Source organism: Pseudoalteromonas sp. HL-AS1 (assembly GCF_031198785.1).
Lineage (GTDB): Bacteria > Pseudomonadota > Gammaproteobacteria > Enterobacterales > Alteromonadaceae > Pseudoalteromonas > Pseudoalteromonas distincta.
On sequence record NZ_CP133570.1, the window covers coordinates 326,722 to 349,154 of the forward strand.

At 40.7% G+C, this 22,433-nt stretch carries 16 protein-coding genes; 6 read left to right on the forward strand and 10 right to left on the reverse strand.

Annotated features, from left to right (window positions below; genetic code table 11):
- The first annotated feature begins 14 nt into the window (after window positions 1-14).
- Window positions 15-2,195, forward strand: a complete 2,181-nt coding sequence (gene katG, locus RB214_RS18460) for a catalase/peroxidase HPI (RefSeq protein WP_309169431.1) — start codon at window positions 15-17, stop codon at window positions 2,193-2,195.
- 103 nt (window positions 2,196-2,298) lie between these two features.
- On the opposite strand, the gene RB214_RS18465 is transcribed toward katG, so the two are convergent.
- Window positions 2,299-2,871 carry a short-chain dehydrogenase gene (locus RB214_RS18465; RefSeq protein WP_309169432.1) on the reverse strand — a complete coding sequence of 191 codons (573 nt, stop codon included), beginning with the start codon at window positions 2,869-2,871 and terminating at the stop codon, window positions 2,299-2,301.
- A 191-nt stretch (window positions 2,872-3,062) separates the two neighbouring features.
- On the opposite strand from RB214_RS18465, the gene arfB reads away from it, so the two are divergent.
- Complete coding sequence (gene arfB, locus RB214_RS18470) at window positions 3,063-3,476, forward strand: alternative ribosome rescue aminoacyl-tRNA hydrolase ArfB (RefSeq protein WP_002959105.1); 414 nt, start codon at window positions 3,063-3,065, stop codon at window positions 3,474-3,476.
- Between the two features lie 125 nt (window positions 3,477-3,601).
- Here arfB and eat read toward each other — a convergent pair whose 3' ends face one another.
- The 3 genes from eat to RB214_RS18485 are packed head-to-tail and all read right to left on the reverse strand — an operon-like array spanning window position 3,602 to window position 7,355.
- Window positions 3,602-5,005, reverse strand: a complete 1,404-nt coding sequence (gene eat / locus RB214_RS18475) for an ethanolamine permease (protein ID WP_149603419.1) — start codon at window positions 5,003-5,005, stop codon at window positions 3,602-3,604.
- A 59-nt stretch (window positions 5,006-5,064) separates the two neighbouring features.
- The gene (gene eutC, locus RB214_RS18480) at window positions 5,065-5,952 is read right to left on the reverse strand and encodes an ethanolamine ammonia-lyase subunit EutC (RefSeq protein WP_309169433.1); all 888 of its coding nucleotides are present in this window, start codon (window positions 5,950-5,952) and stop codon (window positions 5,065-5,067) included.
- Window positions 5,949-7,355, reverse strand: coding sequence for an ethanolamine ammonia-lyase subunit EutB (locus RB214_RS18485; RefSeq protein WP_278381590.1), 1,407 nt, complete (start codon window positions 7,353-7,355; stop codon window positions 5,949-5,951). The genes eutC and RB214_RS18485 overlap by 4 nt, the downstream gene beginning before the upstream one ends.
- A gap of 220 nt (window positions 7,356-7,575) precedes the next feature.
- Here RB214_RS18485 and RB214_RS18490 point away from each other — a divergent pair, with 220 nt between their 5' ends.
- The gene (locus RB214_RS18490) at window positions 7,576-8,532 is read left to right on the forward strand and encodes a helix-turn-helix domain-containing protein (RefSeq protein ID WP_309169434.1); all 957 of its coding nucleotides are present in this window, start codon (window positions 7,576-7,578) and stop codon (window positions 8,530-8,532) included.
- Between the two features lie 1,290 nt (window positions 8,533-9,822).
- Here RB214_RS18490 and arfA read toward each other — a convergent pair.
- From arfA to RB214_RS18505, 3 genes are all read right to left on the reverse strand, one after another.
- Complete coding sequence (gene arfA / locus RB214_RS18495) at window positions 9,823-10,023, reverse strand: ribosome alternative rescue factor ArfA (protein WP_193227026.1); 201 nt, start codon at window positions 10,021-10,023, stop codon at window positions 9,823-9,825.
- Window positions 10,024-10,491: 468 nt separating this feature from the next.
- Window positions 10,492-13,032 carry a TonB-dependent receptor domain-containing protein gene (locus RB214_RS18500; protein ID WP_309169435.1) on the reverse strand — a complete coding sequence of 847 codons (2,541 nt, stop codon included), beginning with the start codon at window positions 13,030-13,032 and terminating at the stop codon, window positions 10,492-10,494.
- A gap of 255 nt (window positions 13,033-13,287) precedes the next feature.
- Window positions 13,288-14,241, reverse strand: coding sequence for a sensor histidine kinase (locus RB214_RS18505; RefSeq protein WP_002963108.1), 954 nt, complete (start codon window positions 14,239-14,241; stop codon window positions 13,288-13,290).
- A gap of 224 nt (window positions 14,242-14,465) precedes the next feature.
- Here RB214_RS18505 and RB214_RS18510 point away from each other — a divergent pair, with 224 nt between their 5' ends.
- The 3 genes from RB214_RS18510 (at window position 14,466) to RB214_RS18520 (ending at window position 18,688) form a co-directional block, all read left to right on the forward strand.
- Window positions 14,466-15,794 carry an HD domain-containing phosphohydrolase gene (locus RB214_RS18510; protein WP_182725023.1) on the forward strand — a complete coding sequence of 443 codons (1,329 nt, stop codon included), beginning with the start codon at window positions 14,466-14,468 and terminating at the stop codon, window positions 15,792-15,794.
- Between the two features lie 74 nt (window positions 15,795-15,868).
- On the forward strand, window positions 15,869-16,888 hold the full coding sequence (gene hemH, locus RB214_RS18515; RefSeq protein ID WP_024604224.1) for a ferrochelatase: 1,020 nt from the start codon (window positions 15,869-15,871) through the stop codon (window positions 16,886-16,888).
- A gap of 253 nt (window positions 16,889-17,141) precedes the next feature.
- A protein-coding gene (locus RB214_RS18520) for an IS3 family transposase (RefSeq protein ID WP_309168576.1) occupies window positions 17,142-18,688 on the forward strand; the annotation gives its coding sequence in 2 pieces (ribosomal slippage) (window positions 17,142-17,601 and window positions 17,601-18,688; 1,548 coding nt in all).
- A gap of 268 nt (window positions 18,689-18,956) precedes the next feature.
- Here RB214_RS18520 and RB214_RS18525 read toward each other — a convergent pair.
- The 3 genes from RB214_RS18525 to RB214_RS18535 all read right to left on the reverse strand — a co-directional run bounded on the left by RB214_RS18525 (window position 18,957) and on the right by RB214_RS18535 (window position 22,418).
- Window positions 18,957-19,940, reverse strand: coding sequence for an IS110 family transposase (locus RB214_RS18525; protein WP_309169436.1), 984 nt, complete (start codon window positions 19,938-19,940; stop codon window positions 18,957-18,959).
- A gap of 541 nt (window positions 19,941-20,481) precedes the next feature.
- The gene (gene deoD / locus RB214_RS18530) at window positions 20,482-21,186 is read right to left on the reverse strand and encodes a purine-nucleoside phosphorylase (protein ID WP_024596283.1); all 705 of its coding nucleotides are present in this window, start codon (window positions 21,184-21,186) and stop codon (window positions 20,482-20,484) included.
- Complete coding sequence (locus RB214_RS18535) at window positions 21,186-22,418, reverse strand: phosphopentomutase (protein WP_149592761.1); 1,233 nt, start codon at window positions 22,416-22,418, stop codon at window positions 21,186-21,188. Before RB214_RS18535 ends, deoD begins: the two co-directional genes overlap by 1 nt.
- Window positions 22,419-22,433: the final 15 nt, after the last annotated feature.

Here is a 22,433-nt window from a genome sequence, read left to right on the forward strand (position 1 = left end):
TTAAGGATTTCACAATGAGCAAGCCAACAGCGGGTAAATGCCCTGTTATGCACGGTAGTAATTCAGTTGTTTCTAAAGTAAACACCGATTGGTGGCCAAACACACTCAACTTAGACATTCTTCATCAACACGATACTAAATCAAATCCATATGGTACTAATTTTAACTACGCAGAAGCATTTGAATCTCTAGATTTAGACGAAGTTAAAGCCGACTTAAAAACCTTTATGACCGACAGCCAAGATTGGTGGCCTGCCGATTGGGGTCATTACGGTGGTTTAATGATTCGTATGGCATGGCACTCAGCGGGTACGTACCGTTTATCTGATGGTCGTGGTGGCGCAAGTACGGGTAACCAACGTTTCTCGCCTTTAAATTCATGGCCAGATAACGCAAGCTTAGATAAAGCACGCAGACTTTTATGGCCACTTAAGAAAAAATACGGTAACAAACTCTCATGGGCCGATTTATTTATTCTTGCAGGTAACATGGCATACGAATCAATGGGCCTAAAAATTTATGGCTTTGCGGGCGGCCGTGAAGACATTTGGCATCCAGAAAAAGATATTTACTGGGGAGCTGAAAAAGAATGGTTAGCACCAAGTGATGAGCGCTACGACAATGTAGAAAAACCAGACACAATGGAAAATCCATTAGCCGCAGTACAAATGGGCCTAATTTACGTTAATCCTGAAGGTGTTAATGGTATACCAGATCCTCTTAAAACAGCGGCTCATGTACGTGAAACATTTGCTCGCATGGCAATGGATGACGAAGAAACAGCAGCATTAACAGTGGGCGGCCATACAGTGGGTAAAACTCATGGTAATGGTAAAGCAGAGCATTTAGGCCCAGAGCCAGAAGCTGCAGACGTACACGAGCAAGGTTTAGGTTGGAACAGTACCAAAGAAGGCGGCTTTGGTCGTCATACTGTAACTTCAGGCCTTGAAGGCGCATGGACCACACACCCAACAACATGGGATAACGGATACTGCCATTTACTTTTAAATTACGAATGGGAATTAACAAAAAGCCCAGCTGGCGCTCATCAGTGGGAACCTGTAAATATTAAAGAAGAAGACAAACCAGTAGATGTAGAAGATTCATCAATTCGTTTAAACCCAATGATGACCGATGCCGATATGGCCATGAAAGTGGACCCTGCGTACCGTAAAATTATTGAGCGTTTTTATAACGACTTTGAATACTTCTCTGATGTATTTGCACGCGCATGGTTTAAGCTAACTCACCGCGATTTAGGTCCTAAAGCATGTTACTTAGGTAAAGATGTACCAAGCGAAGGCCTAATTTGGCAAGATCCAATTCCAGCAGTTGATTACACATTATCAGACGATGAAATCACAAGCTTAAAAGCACAGCTACTTGATTGCGGTGTAAGCGCAAGTGATTTAATAAATACAGCGTGGGATAGTGCGCGTACGTATCGTGGTTCTGATAAACGCGGTGGCGCAAATGGCGCACGTATTCGTCTAGCACCACAAAAAGATTGGCAAGGTAATGAACCAGAGCGCTTAGCAAGTGTGCTTGGTGCCCTTGAAAAAGTACAAGCGGGTTTATCTAAACCAGTAAGCATGGCCGATTTAATCGTATTAGGTGGCACAGCGGCTGTAGAGCAAGCTGCAAAACAAGCCGGTGTTAATGTAACAGTACCATTTGCACCAGGACGAGGAGACGCAACAGACGAAATGACTGATGCAGAATCGTTTGATGTACTAGAACCAATTCACGATGGCTTTAGAAACTGGCTGAAAAAAGATTACGCAGTATCAGCCGAAGAGTTATTACTAGAGCGCAGCCAATTAATGGGCTTAACAGCACCAGAAATGACTGCACTTATGGGCGGCATGCGTGTACTAGGCACAAACTACGCAGGCACTAAACATGGTGTATTTACCGATAATGTAGGCACGCTATCTACCGACTTTTTTGTAAACCTAACCGACATGGCCAACAACTGGAAGCCACTAGAGCCAGGTATATATAATATTGTTGAGCGCAAAACAGGCACCATTAAATGGACTGCCACACGCGTAGATTTAGTGTTTGGTTCAAACTCTATTTTACGTGCGCTAAGTGAGTTTTATGCACAAGACGATAATAAAGAACGTTTTGTACATGACTTTGTAAATGCATGGGTAAAAGTAATGAACGCAGACAGGTTCGATCTTAAATAATCTGTACGCTAAATAAAAACGGGGGAGTATTGAATACTCCCCCATTTTTTATGCGTTTTAATTTCACGGCTAGATAAGCCCGCTTTTTTTAAAGCAATAAAACTTATAAAAGTGCAAAAAGCTTTTGTAGTTGTGGCATATATTCGCTCACAAGTTCAAGGTTGTTTTCGCTTACTAAAGATTCTGTAGACTCCTCAGCTGCGCTTGATGATTTACCAAACGAACCCATTAATGAGCTAGCGCCTTTATCTTTAGCACTTTTCATACTTTGAAAACCGGCCATTACTTTATTAGCAGTTTCTTGATTATCAGCCGAAAGGCCCGACTTAAGATTTTCGATATAAGCCATTGATACTTCAGAACCTACAGTTACTAGCTGCTCTGGCGTAAAACCGTAACGGTTTGTCACACTCGCAAAGCTTTTGTATAGGTCTTGTTCTTTAATCATGCTTAATGCACTGTTAGCTAAAGAGCTTTGTTCGCCAACACTTTGATCTGCAGAACCACCTAGCATACTTGCTAAATCTAAGTCTTTTAACGACTCTTGGCTGCTTGCCCAGCTCGTTACAGCTGGCAGTGCTTTCATATAGCTTTGAAGTTGACCTTCGTTAATATCCTCTGCAAGGCTTGAGAAACTCATCGCTAATAAGCTAAGTGATACAAGTATTTTTTTCATTGAGCATTTCCTAGTATTAAAGTAGTGCCAATTAGAAACTAATAAGCAACACTTGCCAACACAAAATAAAATATTGGCTGATTTATAGTACAATTTATGAGAATTTATTTAAGTTCTAAGAATTTAGTTGATTCACCACAAGCTAATGTACTGATGATATAATGTATTTTTGACAAATAGAGCTGAACACAATGTTAACAATTTCAAATACTGTCACTATCGATGAATGGGAACTAGAGCTCACAGCTATTCGTTCGCAAGGTGCCGGTGGTCAAAATGTTAATAAAGTCGCAAGTGCAATTCATTTACGTTTTGACATTAACCGCTCTAAATTACCTGACTTCTACAAAGAACGCTTACTTGCCTTAAATGATACAAGAATTACCAAAGACGGCGTCTTAATCATTAAAGCGCAAAGCCACCGTACCCAAGAGCTAAATCGAGAAGATGCCCTTAAGCGTTTAAAGGATTTAATTCTTAGTGCTACGGTAGTTAATAAAGCGCGTCGAGCCACCAAGCCCAGCCGTAATTCACAGCGAAAGCGCATGGACAAAAAAACCAAACATGGGCAAAACAAAGCACTACGCGGCAGCATAAAGTTTTAGCTTTAAATGGTATTAATAAAGTAGAGAAGGGGCTTGATGTTTACATGCAGGCACTATTTTTACACCGTGTTGCTTGTATAAAAATATAAGTGAGGGCTAGCCTCACTTATAATAACTATTAATATTTACTTAGCCATTTCTAAATCAGATTCTGCATCTGCCAACATTGCAAACTCTTCATCAGCGCTTTTAGCAACTAAGTGTTTGGAGCTGTAGCCAAAGTAATATACGGCGCCCACAATAAACAGCATCATAGTGTATAAAAATGCACGAGGGTCGAACGCATACACACCGGTTAATGCTATAAGCGAAAGCACTAAAGCAATACTTGAAGTTATTACACCACCAGGGGTTTTATACGGACGAGGTAAATCAGGTTGTTTAACGCGTAGCAAAATATGGCTCAGTGCCATTAATGCATACGATACCGTTGCACCTACTACAGCCATTGCAAGTATTAAATCACCCTCGCCACTAAGTGATACTAAAAAACCAAATACGGCAGGTACAATCAACGCACGTGCTGGCACTTTGCGATTAGTCGTAATCGACAACGAACGCGATAAATATCCGGCTCTAGATAAAGCAAACACTAAGCGACTATAACCATAAATAATAGAGAAAAACGAAGCAACTAAACCCGCAAGCCCTAATATATTTACTACAGTTGCTAAGCCCTCACTACCCGATGCATTTAATGCATCAACCAAAGGTACAGCACTTGCGCCCATTGCAGCAGCACCGCCAGCGCCAGGCACTAAAACAACAACTAAAAAAGCAGTAAATAACAAAAAGATCATTGCACCAATAATGCCTTTTGGCACATCTTTAGCGGGATCTTTTGCCTCTTCTGCAGCAAGCGGTACACCTTCTACCGCTAAAAATAACCACATGGCAAACGGTAATGCAGCCCAAACCCCGTACCAACCTAAAGGTAAAAACTCACTGGCTCCCACTGCATCAGTTACGGGGACGTCAAATAAGCGTGATGCATCAAAATTTGTAATTAAAACAAAAGCCGTTGCAATAATAGCTAATACTGCTAAACCACTTATTACCATCATTACTTTAAGTGCTTCTCCTACGCCTGCTAAATGAATTCCCACAAATAGTAAGTAAAATAATGCATATACCCATGGTCCATTAAACCCAGTGAGGGCTTCAACTGCAGAGCCTATAAAAATAACAATAGCAGCGGGCGCTAAAGCGTATTCAATTAATACCGCAAGCCCGGTTAAATAGCCTCCTGCTGGTCCCATAGCTTGGCGCGCAAAACTATAACCACCGCCTGCTGCAGGTATTGCAGCTGACATTTCAGCAAGCGACAATACCAGCGCCAAATACATAACTGCCATTAACACTGCAGCAATGGCAAAGCCACCCCAACCCGCTTCGGCAATACCAAAGTTCCAACCTGCAAAGTCACCCGATATTACATACGACACACCCAAACCTGCGAGTAATAACCACCCCGCAGTACCCCGTTTTAACTGTCTTTTAGCAAGGTACTCTGTATTATTAGTAGACATAACCCTTCTCCGTTGATGTTTAGTTTTTATTGTTTTATTTCACGTGTTTTTAATTAAAATTACTCAGCAATTAAAAAGTTAGTGGTTGAAACCTGATGCTCAATTACATCATCTTGTGTACGGTCTTTTAAATTAACCCCAGTTAGTTTTAGTTTTTTAGCTTCACGTAATAAGTACAGCGCACGCCTAGCCGCTTCTGTATAAGGTAGGCCTGCTGGGCGAATATTTGATATGCAATTACGACATGCATCGTTAAGTCCTATTTTAGGCTCCCATGTTAAATACAAGCCAAGGCTATCTGGCGAACTAAGTCCTGGGCGCTCTCCTATTAACACCATAACCACCTGCGCATTTAGCAACTCACCTATATCGTCGCCAATAGCTACTCGCCCTTGCTCAACCAAAGTAATGGGGGCAATTTTAAATTGCTTGTCTGTTGTAAGGTGCGCTAATAGCTCTGTTATAAATGGGCATGCATTTTTTTGTACCGCCAACGAGGAGAGTCCATCAACCACTACAATCGCTAAATCGTATTTAGCCTGTGTAGTGTGCTTTTGTTTATTCATATAGCTGAGAAGTATTTGCCTACCATTTTCATCAAGCTTGCGGCCTAAATCGGGTCGCTGAAGGTAAGTAACCCTGTCAACTGCTTGGCTTTGTAAATGCAGGGGAGGGGCAACCTCTTTTAATACGCTAATACTGCCTAGTTGCTCAGTCATTTCGTTAATATCAAGCGGAAAACTCACTGCATCGCGCGCTTGTGCATGAGATAGCTGAAAAGCCAGCATTTCTGAGGTTGGCAAACTTATACCCGCACGACCAAGCCCAATACGGGCGTCGGTAAAACGGCGTAAATCACTCCAAGGGTTATGCACTACATTACCGTTATTTTTATGCTCGTTTACTGAGTCATCTAAAGGAGTGCTCTGTTTTGAACGTGATTTCATGAGCCACCTCCAGTAATTGCACCCAGAGGTTTAGCAAAAGCGGGAGGCAAGGTATCTGAAAGTGTAATATCGGTAGTGCTTTGCATTATTTTCATTTTGCTTAGCCATGCTTCAAACTCAGGGGCAGGTCTAGAGCCAAGTACACGGCGAACATATAATGCATCATGAAACGACGTAGTTTGGTAATTAAGCATAATATCGTCAGAGCCAGGTATTCCCATTACAAACGAGCAACCAGCAACACCTAATAGCGTAAGCAAGTTATCCATATCGTTTTGATCAGCCTCTGCATGATTGGTGTAACACACATCGCATCCCATCGGTATGCCTAGTAACTTAGCGCAAAAATGATCCTCAAGTCCTGCTCGGGTAATTTCTTTTCCATCAAACAAATATTCAGGGCCAATAAACCCCACCACGGTATTTACCAGTAACGGGTTAAACTTACGCGCAACTGCATAAGCGCGAGCTTCACACGTTTGCTGATCAAGCTCATGATGCGCATTTGCTGAAAGCGAACTGCCTTGCCCAGTTTCAAAATACATCACATTATTGCCAACAGTGCCACGCTTTAAACTCAAAGCCGCATCTTGCGCTTCAGCTAAGGTATTTAAATTAAAACCAAAACTTGAATTAGTAGCCTCTGTGCCACCAATCGACTGAAATACCAAATCAACCGGTGCGCCAGCTTCTATACATTCAATGGTGTTAGTAACATGGGTGAGCACGCAACTTTGGGTTGGTATGGCGTACTTTTGAATAACATCATCCATTAACGTCATTAATTTAATGGCTTGGGCAACGTTATCGGTTGCAGGGTTTATACCTATTACTGCATCGCCATTACCGTATAGCAAACCATCAAGCATGCACGCAGCAATACCATTAATATCGTCAGTTGGGTGATTTGGTTGTAAACGTGTAGATAAATGCCCGGGGAGGCCAATAGTATTTCTAAAAGCACTCGTAACATGGCACTTTTTAGCAATTAATATGAGATCTTGATTGCGCATTATTTTGCTAACAGCAGCAGCCATTTCGGGCGTAATACCTTGCCTTATACTTGCAAGTACAGCAGGTGTTGCAAAGTCACTTAAAAGCCAATTACGAAAATCGCCTACGGTTAAATGTGCAATAGCCATAAAGGCATTTGCATCGTGCTCGTCAATAATTAAGCGTGTAATTTCGTCATCTTCGTAGGGAATAAGTACCTCATTTAAAAATGTTTTAAGAGGTACATCGGCCAATGTCATTTGTGCCACAGCACGTTCTTGTGCTGATTGTGCAATTACGCCCGCTAAGCGATCACCCGAACGCTGCGGTGTAGCTTTAGCCATTAACTGGGCTAAGTTCTTGAATTTATAAGTATGTGTACCTAAAGTGTAACTGTACGCTTGCCCCATGATTTACTCCACATAACTAATATGATCAACCTTGGTATAGGTTTTGCTGCATCTTTAGCTATAAATCAATATTGAATAGTTACAAGACAGCTTATTTTGTACCAAGTAACTATCGAATTTCGGCAAAAGATTATTTATTAATCCAATTCAATTGGTTACACACGCAAAGCGGTGTTAACTTAAGCATAATGAAAGTGTAACGAAAAAGAGCATCCCCGATATGGCGCAGCAAAGTAGCTTTAACGCACCACTAAAGAGCAAGGTGCAAACACACGATATAGACGAGCAAGCGCATAGCCTTACTCAATGGCAGCAAAAATACGATCAAATGAGCGACGGCAGCTTTTATGGTTGTATTGAAGAAACGGATTACGCCAATATTCATGTGTTTAAAGAATACACTGAGCGAGCGCTTCGTCAGCAATGTAACATAGCCCCTAATTCGGTTTGGCTTGGCATTCCTTGTCAGTCACAGCAAAGTAAAATTAATGGTTTAAGTGTGGCAAGTAATCAATTTATGTGCCGTACAAGTGATAACGACTTTGAGTTGATAACCCCTGAGCAATTTAATATTTATGGTTTGGTAATCGATTGGAACTCAATTGAATATATGGCGCAGCTTCAAGGCGTAACATTGAAAAACCTGGCATCTGCACAATCAGCTCGTTTATCGGTGAGCAACTCATCTTTGCAAACGGCAAGACAAATAATTAATAGCATGGTTATAGGCAAGGGCTTTGGACTTAGAACCGAATCACAGCAAGATATGCTAAACATGTTGGCACTACACTTATTACAAGCAGACAATCCGCAGCAAAATATTGCACCAAGTTATAAACACCGAAAAGCCGTAGTAGATAAGGTAAAAGATTACGTGGCCACAAATCCACAAAACCCAATAACCATAACTGAGCTGTGCGAGCTTTCCTTTGTAAGTAGGCGCACACTTCAGTATAGCTTTGAGAGTATTTTAGGAATTAACCCTTTGCGGTTTTTACGTTTAACCCGCTTAAATAATGTAAGGCGGGAACTAAAAAAACCAAACCAAGATAAGCCCATTTCAGTAATAGCAGCCAATTGGGGATTTTGGCATGCGGGACAATTTGCTAAAGATTACACGCAACTATTTGGTGAAAACCCATCACAGACAGTTAAAAATAATAGTTTTAAAGGTTAAAAACTACACTTCTAACTTGAGTATAAACACTTGTAGACGCGCAGCTTGCTGGCGTTTAAAAGCACCGCTTTTACATTTTGTCGGATGCATTAGTAAACAAGTTACCTTCTACAGACCATACTCTAACTTGAGTATAAGCACCTGTAGACGCGCAGCTTGCTGGCGTTTAAAAGCATCGCTTTTACATTTAGTCGGATGCATTAGTAAACAAGTAATTAAATCACCACCGAGAAGTAAAGGAGAAAACAAGGAGCAGTGACTAACCATTACTCGTGCTTTCTTTGTGCAGCGCACAGCGCCTCAGTGGTGAAATATCATATAACTTAAACAAATGGACTTTGTCTGCTCATTTACTCCTCTTTTTCTTCTCTTTGTGCGTTCATATTTTAAGGGCTGTTATTCACAAAGAGGTTTAGAGGCGCTGCGCTTTTAGAGGACAGCTTGGAAGTTAAAAAAATAAAGAACTAAAAATGAAAGCGAGGTATAAAACCTCACCTACATCGTGAAAACCCATCACAAACAGTTAAAAATAATAGTTTTAAAGGTTAAAAACTACACTTCTAACGTGAGTGAAAACACCTGTAGACGCGCAGCTTGCTGGCGTTTAAAAGCACCGCTTTTACATTTAGTCGGATGCATTAGTAAACAAATCACTTTCTACAGATCATACTCTAACCTGAGTATAAGCACCTGTAGACGCGCAGCTTGCTGGCGTTTAAAAACACCGCTTTTACATTTAGTTGGATGCATAAGTAAACAAGTAACTTAATCATCACCGAGAAATGAAGGAGAAAACAAGGACCAGTGACTAACCATTACTCGTGTTTTCTTTGTGTAGCGCACAGCGCCTAGGTGAGCTCGGTGGTGAAATATCATATAACTTAAACAAATGGACTTTGTCTGCTCATTTACTCCTCTTTTTCTTCTCTTTGTGCATTCATATTTTTAAGGGCTGTTATTCACAAAGAGGTTTAGAGTCGCTGCGCTTTTAGAGGATTGCTTGGGAGTTAAAATAATAAAGAACTAAAAGTGAAAGCGAGGTATAAAACCTCACCTACACCGTGTAAACACCGAACCCGTAGGTGCGAATTTATTTCGCGCTTATGTAACGGGGCTTGTATGCTTTAAAGTAAAAGCGAGGTATAAAACCTCACCTACATCGTGCAAACACCAAACCCGTAGGTGCGAATTTACTTCGCGCTCATGTAACGTGGCTTAAATGCTTTAAAGTAAAAGCGAGGTATAAAACCTCGCTTACTATATTCAAAAGCCCTATTTGATCGGTGCTATTTAAGCCGCGATTAAATAGGACTCTTGTCCTGAATGCTTGTTGTTGCGTTTAAACGAGCCTTTGCCTTTTTTAGCTTTAACTACTTGTGGTTTAAATAATTTAGAGGTTACCAACGCTGCTAGTGCATTGTGGTTTATAACGCCTCGTCCTGTGTCTACCGCGCTGGTGTTTGCGGTTTTTGTTTTAGATTTTTTAGTCATATATTTCCTATCAACTAGGGCCTGTTGACCTTTCAGGATTAAAATTTGTTCAATCTAGGGGCTGTTTAATCGCGGCGCGAGGTTTGTAACCTAGTGGGCTAAGTAAAAACCGAGCAACAAAGAGTAAATAGCCCCTGGGCAGAACCCTTCGGGCAGCGCATGTTTGGCATTTTTGCTTCGTTATCGCCTATTTATGGGGAATAACCACACTACACAGGCTCTGCCTTGCCTAAATACCAAACATACTGCTGCAAATTTAACCTCGAAAGATAAACAGGTCCCAATGTTATTTTAAGTTAAATAATAAAGAGGCTTTTATATTGGCCTATTTAAGAGATGGCGATTGTAGGCTTAATTTTCAACCGCGCAAGTATTTTTAACATCCATTTGGTAGTTTTTTAATAATAAAAAAGCATAAAAAAGCGCAGTTAATAACTGCGCTTATAATTACTTAGTTTACTTTATAAATTAAAAACTAAAGCTTACTTTTGCGTAATACGTTCTGCCGTCAAAACCGTATGGCAATGCACGTACTGGGTATTTAAATGCGCCGTTGGTGATAAAGTTAAGTACTTCGTCGTCGCCTAATTCATCTGGTGTTTCGTCAAATACGTTATCGGCACCCACCGAAAGCGCAAACATGTCATTAATTTGGTAACTAACATTTAAATCAACTAACACAGCAGACTCAACCGTACTTGTTGGTTTAAATGAACCCGTAGGCGAAAGCTCACCTGGTAATGAAATATGGTCGTTACCAAAGTATTTTACATCTGTTTCGCCAAAGTAGTTAAAGCGAATGGTTGATGTGTAGGCATCGCGTTCGTAGTCAAACGTAAGCGTTGCACGTTCACTTGGTTGTCCGTCGGTAAAAAAGCTGCGTTGTAAATCGTCAAAAGCAACCGCTTCAGGAATACCGTTTTCTGCATTTACGCTGTCAATTTTAGTATCGTTTAGGTTACCTGCAAAGGTTACTCCTAAATTACCGCCTTCAACTTCAGTGCGGTACGATGCAATAATATCAACACCTTGCGTAGTAGAATCAACCGAGTTTGAGAAGTAGTTAGCTTGCACTGCACCCGTTGCTTGTAGCGCTGCAACCGCTTCTGAGCTAAACGATACATCGTCAACCGAAAGTAAGCTGCCAAGTGTAATACGGTCTTCAATTTCTACACGGTAAAAATCAACCGTTAACGAAAGCTCGCTTGTTACATCGTAAACAAAACCTGCACTGTAGTTTGTTGATGTTTCAAGCTCTAAGCTATCTACGCCTAGCGCACTTGGGAAAGCGGTCCCAGTGTTTGCCGTGAACGACTGCGTTAACGTGCCATCTGAGCCTAAGTTAGTTGTAAAGGCTGTATAACCACTTTGTTGAAGTGATGGCGCTCTAAAACCAGTAGATAGTGCACCACGTACTGCAAAGTCATCTGAAAATTCATAACGTGTTGCTAATTTACCAATTAAATCATCCCCAGCATCTGAGAAATCTTCATAACGTAGCGCACCACTTACGTTCCATGCGTCGGTGATCATAGTTTCTACGTCTACATAAACTGCGTAGCTGTTACGGTCGCTGTCGTTAGCCGCTTCAGGGCGTAGGCCGTTATAAGCCTGAAAACCACACTGTGCAAATTGATCCGGATCGTTTACTGATGGGTACGAGGTATCCATATTTGCTAGTCCACACGCGTATGATGCTTCATCGCCAGGCACTATTTCGTAGTTTTCTTTACGGTATTCGGCGCCTACTGTTACATATAAAGGTTCACTACGGCCAATATCTACAATACCGTTTACATCAAGGTTAACCGTTGTTTGATCGAATCTAAAACCACCTGAGTAACCGCCAGTAGGCCCTGAGTTTGCTGCAATGTCGGCATCGCTTGCATCTGGGTTATTAAATAAATACTCAGCCGCGTAAGAAGCATTTAATGTATTGCGTGATGTAAAATCGTATTGGTTTTCACCATAAACGGCCGATACATCGTAAGTCCAATCTGTATTTATATCGCCTTTAAACCCAAGCGCGACTGAAATATCTTGTGCTTCGTTATATATGCGCGGTAAAAAACCATCGCTGTATACTTGGGTTACGTTTTTAGAGGCTTCGTTAAAGTTACGGTAAAAACCATTACCCAGCGCCGTGCGCTCAGAGTAGCCACCAAACGAGTAAAGCTCGCCATCGCCCATTGGTAATGCCATGTTGTAAAATAACGACGTAAATTCACTTTCTGAGTTACCTTGGCCCCAGCGTACATCTTCACTTAGCGTACCTGGTTCAACATTAAGCGACCCCCCCGTATCGCGCTCTGCACGATTAGTGCCGTCGGCATCACGGTACTCAAGCGATAGGTTAATAAAGCCGCCTTCGTTACCTAATTCAAAACCACGGTTTAAACCTGCTGAAATAGTGTCGCCGTCACCTTCACTTGTGCCGCCGTATTGTACAAAACCCGTTGTAATACCGGTTGAGTTATTAAGAGATAAATTAATAACACCTGCAATCGCGTCAGAGCCATACTGCGCCGCTGCGCCATCGCGCAATACTTCAACGCCTTTAAGCGCTGTTAGCGGAATGGCATTCATATCGGTACCCGCAGCGCCTGCGCCTACTGTACCGTTAAGGCCAAAAATTGATTGGTTATGACGACGTTTACCATTTACTAATACAAGAGTTTGATCTGGTTGTAAGCCGCGAAGTGTTGCTGGTCTAAATAAATCAGAACCGTCTGATACTTGTGTACGCGAAAAGTTAAATGAAGGCGCTGTCGCTTGAAGGCTTTGGCCTAATTCGGTAAAACCACCTTTAGTTAAATCATCCGCGTCAATTAAATCAATAGGAGAAGAAGACTCTGTAGAGGTACGGTTAGATACACGCGATCCTAATACAGATATTTGCTCTATGTTTTTAGCAGCTTGCACTGGTGCTTCTTCAGCGTTAACAATGCTTGGTGCGCTAAACGCGAAAGCAACGGCTACAGCAAGTGTGTTTAAACGGTATGTTGACATAGTGACGACCCTGTTTTTTTATATTCTTAATAATATGTGTGTGGTTATGATGCTCATAACCTTTTGTAAACATCCTAGCAACATATGCAAGCAAAAAGAAATGAAAAAAACGAAATATTTGGTCTAAGTATGCAAATAAACTTCAAGATAAGAAAAAACCATATCAAATTGGTTAAAATACGTGCTAAGAAAGGGTTAAACATCAAAAGGCAGAGCGTTTAACGCTTTATTTACAATGTGGTTTTGCTCGTTATTTTACACTTTTAAAGGTAATAGGCAGCGAATGGTCGTACCTGTGCCTAATGTACTGTTAACTTCTATTTTTCCACCGTGATCGCTCACCATAGCGTATACAAGTGTCATACCCATACCGGTGCCTTTTCCGACTTCTTTTGTTGTGTAAAAAGGATCAAACATATGCGCTATTGTGTCTTCATTCATTCCACAACCGTTATCTTTTATTTCAATACAAATATTTGTGTTTAGTTCAAAAATATTCACTTCGATAATGCAGCCTTTTTCTAAATCTAACTCGCAAGCTTGCCAAGCATTCATTAAAAGGTTTACAAAAATCTGATTAATTGACGATAAATTGCACCAAATGAGTGGTAGGGGTTCAAACCGCGTTTTTATTTCGCATAATTTAAGTTTGCTACTCAATAACCTTAAAGCATTATTAGCACCCGTTGTTACATCGGCTAATTGTTTATCTTGAGAAGAGGTGGGGTGGGCAAAGTTTAATAAGTCATGCACTATTTGTTTTATACGTTTAAGTCCTTCAACGCTGTCGTTAATTTGCCCCTGCAAATTGTTATAAATCCACGCATACGGATACTGTAAATTGAGTATGTCGATTTCGTGTTTAAAACGGCTCTCTTTAATTTCGTTATTTAAATATTGTTCGTTAAGTTTTAGCAGCGCTACAAGTAAAGGGCTTGCGTTTTGTAGGCTCTCTACGTTACTCATTGCATAGGCAAGTGGGGTATTTATTTCGTGGGCAACGCCTGCGCTCAGTGTACCTAAGGTTGCCATTTTTTCTGTTTGCACAAACAGCATTTGTTGGTGTTCTAAGTCGGCTACTTTTTTTTGTAGTTCATTATTTATGGCAACTAAAACGCTACTTTTATCTTTGAGTAATTGCTCTGCAGCTAAGCGCAGCTTTTGTTCGTTTAAAAAAGCACGTTCAAAATTACCATCTGATCCATCCATTCCCTTCATCCATATAGATAACTTTATACTTAACGTTTAGTCGTCTGCATGCAAATTTGCAACTTTAGTGTGGCCAAGGCCTAATTTTATGTATGAGTAATTATCCACTTATTGCTAATAACCCCATTATATAAATACCACTTAATATAAAAGGTAGTCACAAACACACCATAGAATATTTTTTTAAGCTATTATTTAACCAGAAGTAATTTAAAGGCGACTCAATGACTCAAGTAACACCAAGCACACCAATAAATCAGGTTGATGTACTTTGCATTGATGATGATGAGATAGTACTACGCACGTTAACACGGCTACTTGAAGTAAATGGCCTGTCGGTTATTGTTTGCGATAACCCGCAAAGTGCACTAACGCTTTTTAAAAATCATGAGTTTGGTTTAATTATTAGCGATATGCGTATGCCGGTAATGAACGGTGCCGAGTTTTTAGAAAAAGCACGTGCGCTGGCGCCCGACACCCAACGCATTTTATTAACCGGTTACGCCGACATACAAACCACCTTAGCGGCTGTTAACCAGGGCCAAATAAATGGTTATATTCAAAAGCCTTGGCAAAACGATTTATTACTTCGTAGCATTAGAGATAGCCTAGAAAAATTTGCACTAAAAAAACAAAATCAAAAATTAGAGGCACAAGTTAAAGCGCAAAACCAAGAGTTGCTAGAGCTTAATAATTCGCTTGAGCAACGGGTAGAAAAACGCACCTTACAAATCAAACAGGTTTTAAAAAAGCTTGAAGACGCCAACGAGCGCGAAAAGCAAGAGCATAAATCGACCGTAGAGCTGCTATATAATTTTGTTAACGCAAACCCTTACCTAGATGGCAACAAAGCACAAAATATTGCAAATACCTGTACACAAATAGCACTTTATTTAAACTTGTCGCAAAAAAGCATTGATCTTGCCCCTATGGCTGGTTACTTGGCGCAAATAGGCTTGCTTGCTATGGATCCTGATCTTTATAAAAAACCAGTTAACCGCTTAAATGAGCAACAACGCAAAACCTTTTATACTCACCCAAGTACTGCACAATTAATGTTAATGCCAGCAATACATTTACATGACTTATCGGATGCTATTTATTATCAGTTTGAGCGCTTTAACGGAAACGGAATGCCCAAAGGCCTTGCCGGAAACGACATACCAATAGGCGCTATGGTGCTAGGTTTAGCGCGCGACTATTGGGATGCGTTTGAGCAGAGCAATGCAAGTGATGAAAAGCAGCGCCACGATGACGCACTTGAAAGTGTAAAACTTTATAGTGGATCGTTTTACCATCCTAAAATTGTACGTGCACTTGAAGCAAGCCATGCAAAACTACACGAACAAAAAAGTTCAGCAGGATCAGTGCTAATTTGTAACGCCCATGAACTCAAAGAGCAAATGGTACTGGGCCATGCTCTACACAGCCATACGGGCATAATGTTGCTGCCCAAAGGTCATGTATTTGGCAGTAAATCGATAGAAAAACTCCAACAGCTAGAATCGAAAAAACCAACTCCGTTCAGAATAATGGTGAAAACTGCTAAATGATTGATCTAAACCGCAGTTTTTTTCGTTACAATGTGCATAAAATAGATTATTGAATTTGCTTGAAGGAGCACTCTGTGTCGCGATTTTCTGCGGTTACTGACAACCCCCATGATGGGCGTTTTAACCAAAAAACGGGAATACTGCTAACTAACTTAGGTAGCCCTGATGCACCAACAGCGGCTGCGCTTCGTACATATTTACGCGAATTTTTATCAGATCCACGCATTGTAGAAATACCACGCTTGGTATGGATGATAATTTTACATGGCATTATTTTACGGGTACGCCCAAAACGTTCGGCTAAATTATACGAGAGTATATGGACCGAAAACGGCTCACCACTGACCCACATTACTCGCCAGCAAAGTGTAAAGTTAAATACCTTATTAAAAGAGCAAGGTTATACCAATACTGAAGTAGTAATGGCAATGCGTTATGGCAACCCTTCAATAGAGGCAGGCCTTGAAGAGCTTCGTGATAAAGGCTTAACGCGTATAATTATTTTACCAATGTACCCGCAATATTCTAGCCCAACTACGGGTTCTACGTTTGATGCTGTATCGAGCGTACTGCGTAAATGGCGCTGGGTGCCAGAACTACATTTTATAAATGGCTATCATAAAAACACCCGTTACATTGAGTCGCTTGCTAATAGTATTAGTGAGGATTTAGAAGCGAATGGTATGCCACAAAAAATTGTTTTTTCGTATCACGGTATGCCTAAATTGTTTTTAGAGCGCGGCGATCCGTACCATTGCCTATGTTTACAAACCACGCGTTTAGTTGTCGAAAAACTAGGCCTTGATAAAGACAAAGTAATTAGTACTTTTCAAAGTCGATTTGGTAAAGCAGAGTGGTTAAAGCCCTATACCGACGCAACCCTTGCAGCCTTACCTGATGAAGGTATTACCGATGTAGCTATTATAAGTCCTGCCTTTAGCGCCGACTGCCTAGAAACACTTGAAGAGCTAGAAGGTGAAAACCGTGAAATATTCGAAAACGCAGGCGGCGAAAAATACCGTTACATAGCGGCACTAAACGACAGAGACGACCATATAGAAGCTGTGTTTGATGTTATAAAACCTATGTTGTAATCCAAGCTTACTAAAGCTAAATATATTACGCATTAAGCGGTGTTAAAATTAACACCGCTTTTTTGTTTTTAATGCTTTTAAAATATTTAGTTAATTAATTCACAAAGAGGTTAAGAGGCGCAGCGCTTTTAGAGTGAGTGATAAAACATAACAATACTGGTTTTGACTTTTCTCATTTACCCCTCTTTTACTTCTCATTGTCCCCCTGTGTCAGGATAGTTGTCGCCTCTAACTTTTAATAGAGGCAGATAAAATGAGACGTCGATTTACACAAGAATTTAAAGTTCAAGCTGTTGAAAAAGCATTATCTCAATGTGATGATGTTCGCCTAGAAGATATTGCGCTTGATTTAGGCATCGGTTATTCAACCTTGCAACGATGGATCGCGCTTGCTAAAAACCATGAACTTGAAACTAAAAATAATGGTAGTCACATGACAACAGAAAAACGCCCTCATGACTGGAGCTTAGAAGAAAGGCTTAACGCCATTATTGAATGTGCGAGTTTAGATGAAGCAGCTCTTAATGAATATTGCCGTGCTAAGGGGCTTTACCCGCATCATATTAAACAATGGAAGCAAGATTTTGCTAAAGGGCCTTCAACGAAGCCCGTAAAATCAGACAGCAAACAGCTCAAACAAGAAATTAGGCAGCTTCAAAAAGAGCTTAATCGTAAAGACAAAGCGTTAGCAGAAACAGCCGCCTTACTCGTACTCAAAAAAAAAGCAGATGCGCTTTGGGGTTTCAACGAGGACGATTAACCAGCTCAACTGAGCGTCATGAATTGATAAAGCTCATTACCGACGCGCAGAAATCAGGGGCAAGGCAAGAAAAAGCATGTGAGTTACTTGGTCTAACGGCAAGAACAATTCAACGCTGGATTGAAGCTGATGATATGACAGATAAGCGAACAAGTACGATAAAGCGACCACCTAACAGGCTAACTGAATTAGAGCAACAGCGTATAATTAAGACTGTTAATTCAATAGAATATGGACATTTACCACCCAGCAAGATAGTCCCTAAACTATTGGATAAAGGTGTGTGGATAGCATCAGAGAGCTCGTTTTATCGCGTTATGAAATCACATAAATTATTAACACACAGAGAAAAAGTTAAACCAAATAAAAAGATAAAAAAGCCAAAAGCACTCAGGGCAACACGTGTAAACGAAATTTATACATGGGATATCACGTATTTGCCAACAGCTGTTAAAGGTCAGTTTTTATACTTATATTTAGTGATGGATATTTATAGTCGAAAAATAGTTGGTTGGCAGGTTCATGACATACAACTAAGCACACTGGCGGCTGATTTAATGGTAGATATTTGCAGGCGAGAGCAGGTAAAGCCTGAGCAAGTCACGCTGCACTCGGATAATGGTAGTCCAATGAAAGGGGCAACGTTATTAGCGACATTGCAGGAGTTAGGTATTGTTCCTTCATTTAGCCGACCGTCTGTGAGTAATGATAATCCTTATTCTGAATCGCTATTTAAGACGTTAAAGTATCGCCCGGAATACCCTGAGAAAACCTTTGAAAGCATGAGTAGCGCAAGAAAGTGGGTTAGCGGATTTGTTGATTGGTACAACGATGAGCACTTGCACAGCGGTATTAAATTTGTCACGCCAAACCAGCGTCATTTAGGATTAGATGAAGCGATACTAGCGAAACGTCATCAGGTAAATGAGATGGCGAAATTACAAAATCCAATTCGTTGGTCAGGAAAGTCTCGAGATTGGACGATGATCAATGAAGTAAATTTAAATCCAGAGAAAAAAGAAGAAGTGCGGGCGGCATAAAATTTAATTTGATGCGACAACTAACTTGAAAAACACCGCGAGTCAGCATTGGTTTTGCTCTTCTCATTTGCTCCTCCTTTTCTTCTCTGCGTGCATATTGCTTTTTAGGGCTGTTATACACAAAGAGGTTTAGAGACGCTGCGCTTTTAGAGTAGTTAGCTTAAGTGCTTCTCGCGCGAGCAAGCTTAGCGCCTACGTGGAAAACTTACACTCAGCAGTTTAATTTACCTGTAGATACCATCTCTCATTTTAAGCTTCAAGGTCGTATTTAACTTTCTTGGAGCTTAAACGCTTCTTGGTTTTTTATTACACCAAAACATATATGAATTAGCTTTCGCATATTTGCACACACAGCTTGCATCGGTGTTTTACCATTATTTATTAACGTTAACTTGTGTCGTTTTATTGTTTTATTCCATTGCCCGGCGACAATGGCTGCCATATAAAGTTTGCATCGAATTCTGGCTGGCCCAAGTTTACTGATTGATGTTCGCCCTTTTAATTTACCCGATTCATTGTGCCGTGGAATTAATCCACAATAAGCTGCCGCTTCTTTGGCTTTATTAAATTTTTTAGCCGCAAACAAATACGTCAGCTCTCTCGATAATACGGGCCCAATGCCAGGGATAGACTCAAGTAGTTTCCTGTTTCTTTTTAAATCAGGTTCATTATCTATGTGGTTATCAATGTCAGATTTAAGCTGTTTAATTTCATCATCTAAAAACGCGATTGTCACTTTTATCGATTGGCAAACACGCGCGGAAACGTTGCTGAATTCACTTGCTTCTAATCGGTTAGCTTCTCGTTGTCGGTTACTCTCAAGCGCATCTAAACGACGAATAAGGGCTTTAAGCTCTCTAATTTCTAACGCTTCAGGTTGCCAATAACTAACGACTGCGTGCTTAGCACAGCCGTAATGCGCAAGCATCGTTGCATCAGATTTGTCTGTTTTATGAATTATGTTTAAAGCGTCTGCATACTTTTTAGCTTTACCGGGATTCGCTAAAATAATATTAAAGCCTTGCTCGTGTAAAAAATACATCAGAGCTTCATGATAAACACCCGTTGGTTCGAGGGTGATAACGAGCTCACTAGCAGCGCTTTTAGTTGTATTTAAAAGCCATTTTTCTATTGCTAAAAAGTCTTGATGCTTGTTTTTAAAGACTTTTGTTTTAATTTTGTTTGTAAGCTGGTCTCTCAACCACGATAAATCAATCTTCTCTTTACTAATATCAATGCCGATAAACATCATCTCTACTTACTCCCCTTGTACATACAGCATCTACTTAAATAAAAGTGTGCTTGGATACCATTCAGTTTCTGAGAATAGAAAGTCAGGGCTTGATCTACCGAGCAGTATTAAATACTAGGCGCACAGGCAAGCTCACTGACTTCGATGTGATAAATGATAGCTAATCATTTATCAATGAGAGATACAAGGCGCGCTGCTTGCAGGCGTTTAAAAACGCAGTTTTTAGATGGTTGAATTAATACCAACCCGCAATAATACTTAATCATTTTTAGGGGCTAAACGTGTCGCTACCTGCGTTAAAAAATTCTCATTTAGAACAACTAAATAGCGAATTTTTTGCCTAGCTATCAACACGTTTTTCCATCCTCAAAATAGATCACTTAATTAAGCGAATTGGTATAAGTAATTAGAAGCTGCTACCCATTTTCTTCAGGCATAAAAAAAGCCGCATAAAATGCGGCTTTGGAGGTTAGTCTCACTTCACTTTGGGCGTGTCTCCAAAACTTAGTGAATACGTTACCAAGGAACTGTTATGTATTATTTAAGCTATTGACTCTAATGCAATTTTAACCATTTCGTTAAACGTGCTTTGACGCTCATCAGCAGGTGTTGCTTCACCGGTGATTACGTGGTCACTTACTGTAAATAATGCCATTGCATTTGCGCCGTATTCAGCTGCAACGCCATATAAACCGGCAGTTTCCATATCCACAGCTAGCATGCCTAACTTGTCTAAGTCTTTATAGAACGAGTCGTCTGCTTGGTAGAAAGTGTCGGTTGTAAATACGTTACCTACTTTTGCTTCTATTCCTAGCTCTTTAGCGGCGTTTACACCGTTTAAAAGTAAGTCAAAGTTAGCAATAGCAGCAAAATCGTAGCCACGAACACGTGCACGGTTTACGTTTGAATCTGTGCTTGCACCTTGTGCAAAAATTACGTCACGGATTTTGATATCTGTGCCAATACCGCCACACGTACCAATACGTATAATATTTTTAACGCCAAAGCTTACAATTAGCTCACGTGCATAAATAGACATTGATGGAATGCCCATGCCTGAACCCATGATGCTTACTGGCTTACCTTTGTAAGTACCAGTGAAACCGTACATGTTACGAACACCTGTAACTTGTACTGCATCATCTAAAAAGTTTTCAGCAATATATTGCGCACGTAGCGGATCGCCTGGCATTAATACTGTTTCGGCGAAATCACCAACGTTTGCACTGATATGCGGAGTACTCATTAATTGTTTTCCTTTTTATTTGGCGTTGTTAGCTCATTTAAAAAGCTGTCGCCGTAATCAAGCGCAGATAAGTTAAACCACTGTGCCAGTGTTTGACCGATATCTGCAAAGCTGTTGCGTTCACCTAGTGGTGTGTTACTCATACCTGGTTTATATGCAATAACCGGTACGTATTCGCGAGTGTGCTCAGAACCTGGAAAGGTTGGGTCACAACCGTGATCTGCAGTGATCATTAATATATCATCTGCGTTTAACTGTTTTAGTATAGTTGGTAAATAGTCATCAAATTCTTTTAATGCTTTTGCATAACCTACTGGGTTACGGCGATGACCAAATTTTTCATCAAAATCAACTAGGTTAGTAAAGATTAAGCTATGCTCTGGTGCGCTTTTCATTACTTCGCTGGTTTTTTCTAGCAAGTTCATAAGCCCAGGTGCTTTATGCTTTTGGGTTATGCCCTGATGCGCGTAAATATCTGAAATTTTACCAATACTAATTACTTCGCCGCCGTCTTTTGCTAACACATCTAGCAATGTTGGTGCTGGCGGAAGCACTGAATAGTCGCGACGATTACCTGTGCGGGCAAAGTCTTGGCTATTTGAACCCAAAAATGGCCGCGCAATCACTCGCCCTATATTCATTTCATCAAGTAGCGCCCGTGCGATTTCGCAAACTTGATAAAGCTTCTCTAGGCCGAATGACTCTTCATGCGCGGCTATTTGAAACACGCTATCAGCTGAGGTGTAACAGATTGGTTTACCTGTTTTTACGTGCTCTTCACCTAGCTGTTCTAAAATGGTTGTTCCCGATGCATGGCAGTTGCCTAAAATGCCAGGAATACCAGTACGAGCTATAAACTCGTCTATAAATTCTTGTGGGAAACTTGGCTGTGTTTTTGGGAAATATCCCCAATCAAATAACACAGGTACTCCTGCCATTTCCCAATGACCTGATGGCGTGTCTTTTCCGCTAGATAATTCTTTAGCGTAACCCCATGCTCCTTGAGAAGCTTGGCGGTCTGAAATTAAACACGGTTCTCCACCGGCAGCTTCACATGCATCCACTAACCCAAGTTTTGATAGGTTAGGAAGCGATAATGCAGCGCCTGTTTCGTCGTAATATGCTTTTAGTAAGTGAGCGAATGTATTAGCCCCAAGATCGCCGAATTTATCTGCATCTGGTGCTGCACCGATTCCTAGGCTATCTGCCATTAAGATAATTGCTCTTGCCATTTTGACCTCACTTTG

Coding starts and splice junctions, on each gene's coding strand:
- eutC (WP_309169433.1), bottom strand. CDS start 5,952: ATGAAATCACGTTCAAAACAGAGCACTCCTTTAGATGACTCAGTAAAC.
- katG (WP_309169431.1), top strand. CDS start 15: ATGAGCAAGCCAACAGCGGGTAAATGCCCTGTTATGCACGGTAGTAAT.
- RB214_RS18465 (WP_309169432.1), bottom strand. CDS start 2,871: ATGAAAAAAATACTTGTATCACTTAGCTTATTAGCGATGAGTTTCTCA.
- deoD (WP_024596283.1), bottom strand. CDS start 21,186: ATGAGTACTCCGCATATCAGTGCAAACGTTGGTGATTTCGCCGAAACA.
- RB214_RS18505 (WP_002963108.1), bottom strand. CDS start 14,241: ATGGATGGATCAGATGGTAATTTTGAACGTGCTTTTTTAAACGAACAA.
- RB214_RS18525 (WP_309169436.1), bottom strand. CDS start 19,940: ATGATGTTTATCGGCATTGATATTAGTAAAGAGAAGATTGATTTATCG.
- RB214_RS18500 (WP_309169435.1), bottom strand. CDS start 13,032: ATGTCAACATACCGTTTAAACACACTTGCTGTAGCCGTTGCTTTCGCG.
- RB214_RS18510 (WP_182725023.1), top strand. CDS start 14,466: ATGACTCAAGTAACACCAAGCACACCAATAAATCAGGTTGATGTACTT.
- RB214_RS18535 (WP_149592761.1), bottom strand. CDS start 22,418: ATGGCAAGAGCAATTATCTTAATGGCAGATAGCCTAGGAATCGGTGCA.
- RB214_RS18485 (WP_278381590.1), bottom strand. CDS start 7,355: ATGGGGCAAGCGTACAGTTACACTTTAGGTACACATACTTATAAATTC.
- arfA (WP_193227026.1), bottom strand. CDS start 10,023: ATGACTAAAAAATCTAAAACAAAAACCGCAAACACCAGCGCGGTAGAC.
- arfB (WP_002959105.1), top strand. CDS start 3,063: ATGTTAACAATTTCAAATACTGTCACTATCGATGAATGGGAACTAGAG.
- RB214_RS18490 (WP_309169434.1), top strand. CDS start 7,576: ATGGCGCAGCAAAGTAGCTTTAACGCACCACTAAAGAGCAAGGTGCAA.
- eat (WP_149603419.1), bottom strand. CDS start 5,005: ATGTCTACTAATAATACAGAGTACCTTGCTAAAAGACAGTTAAAACGG.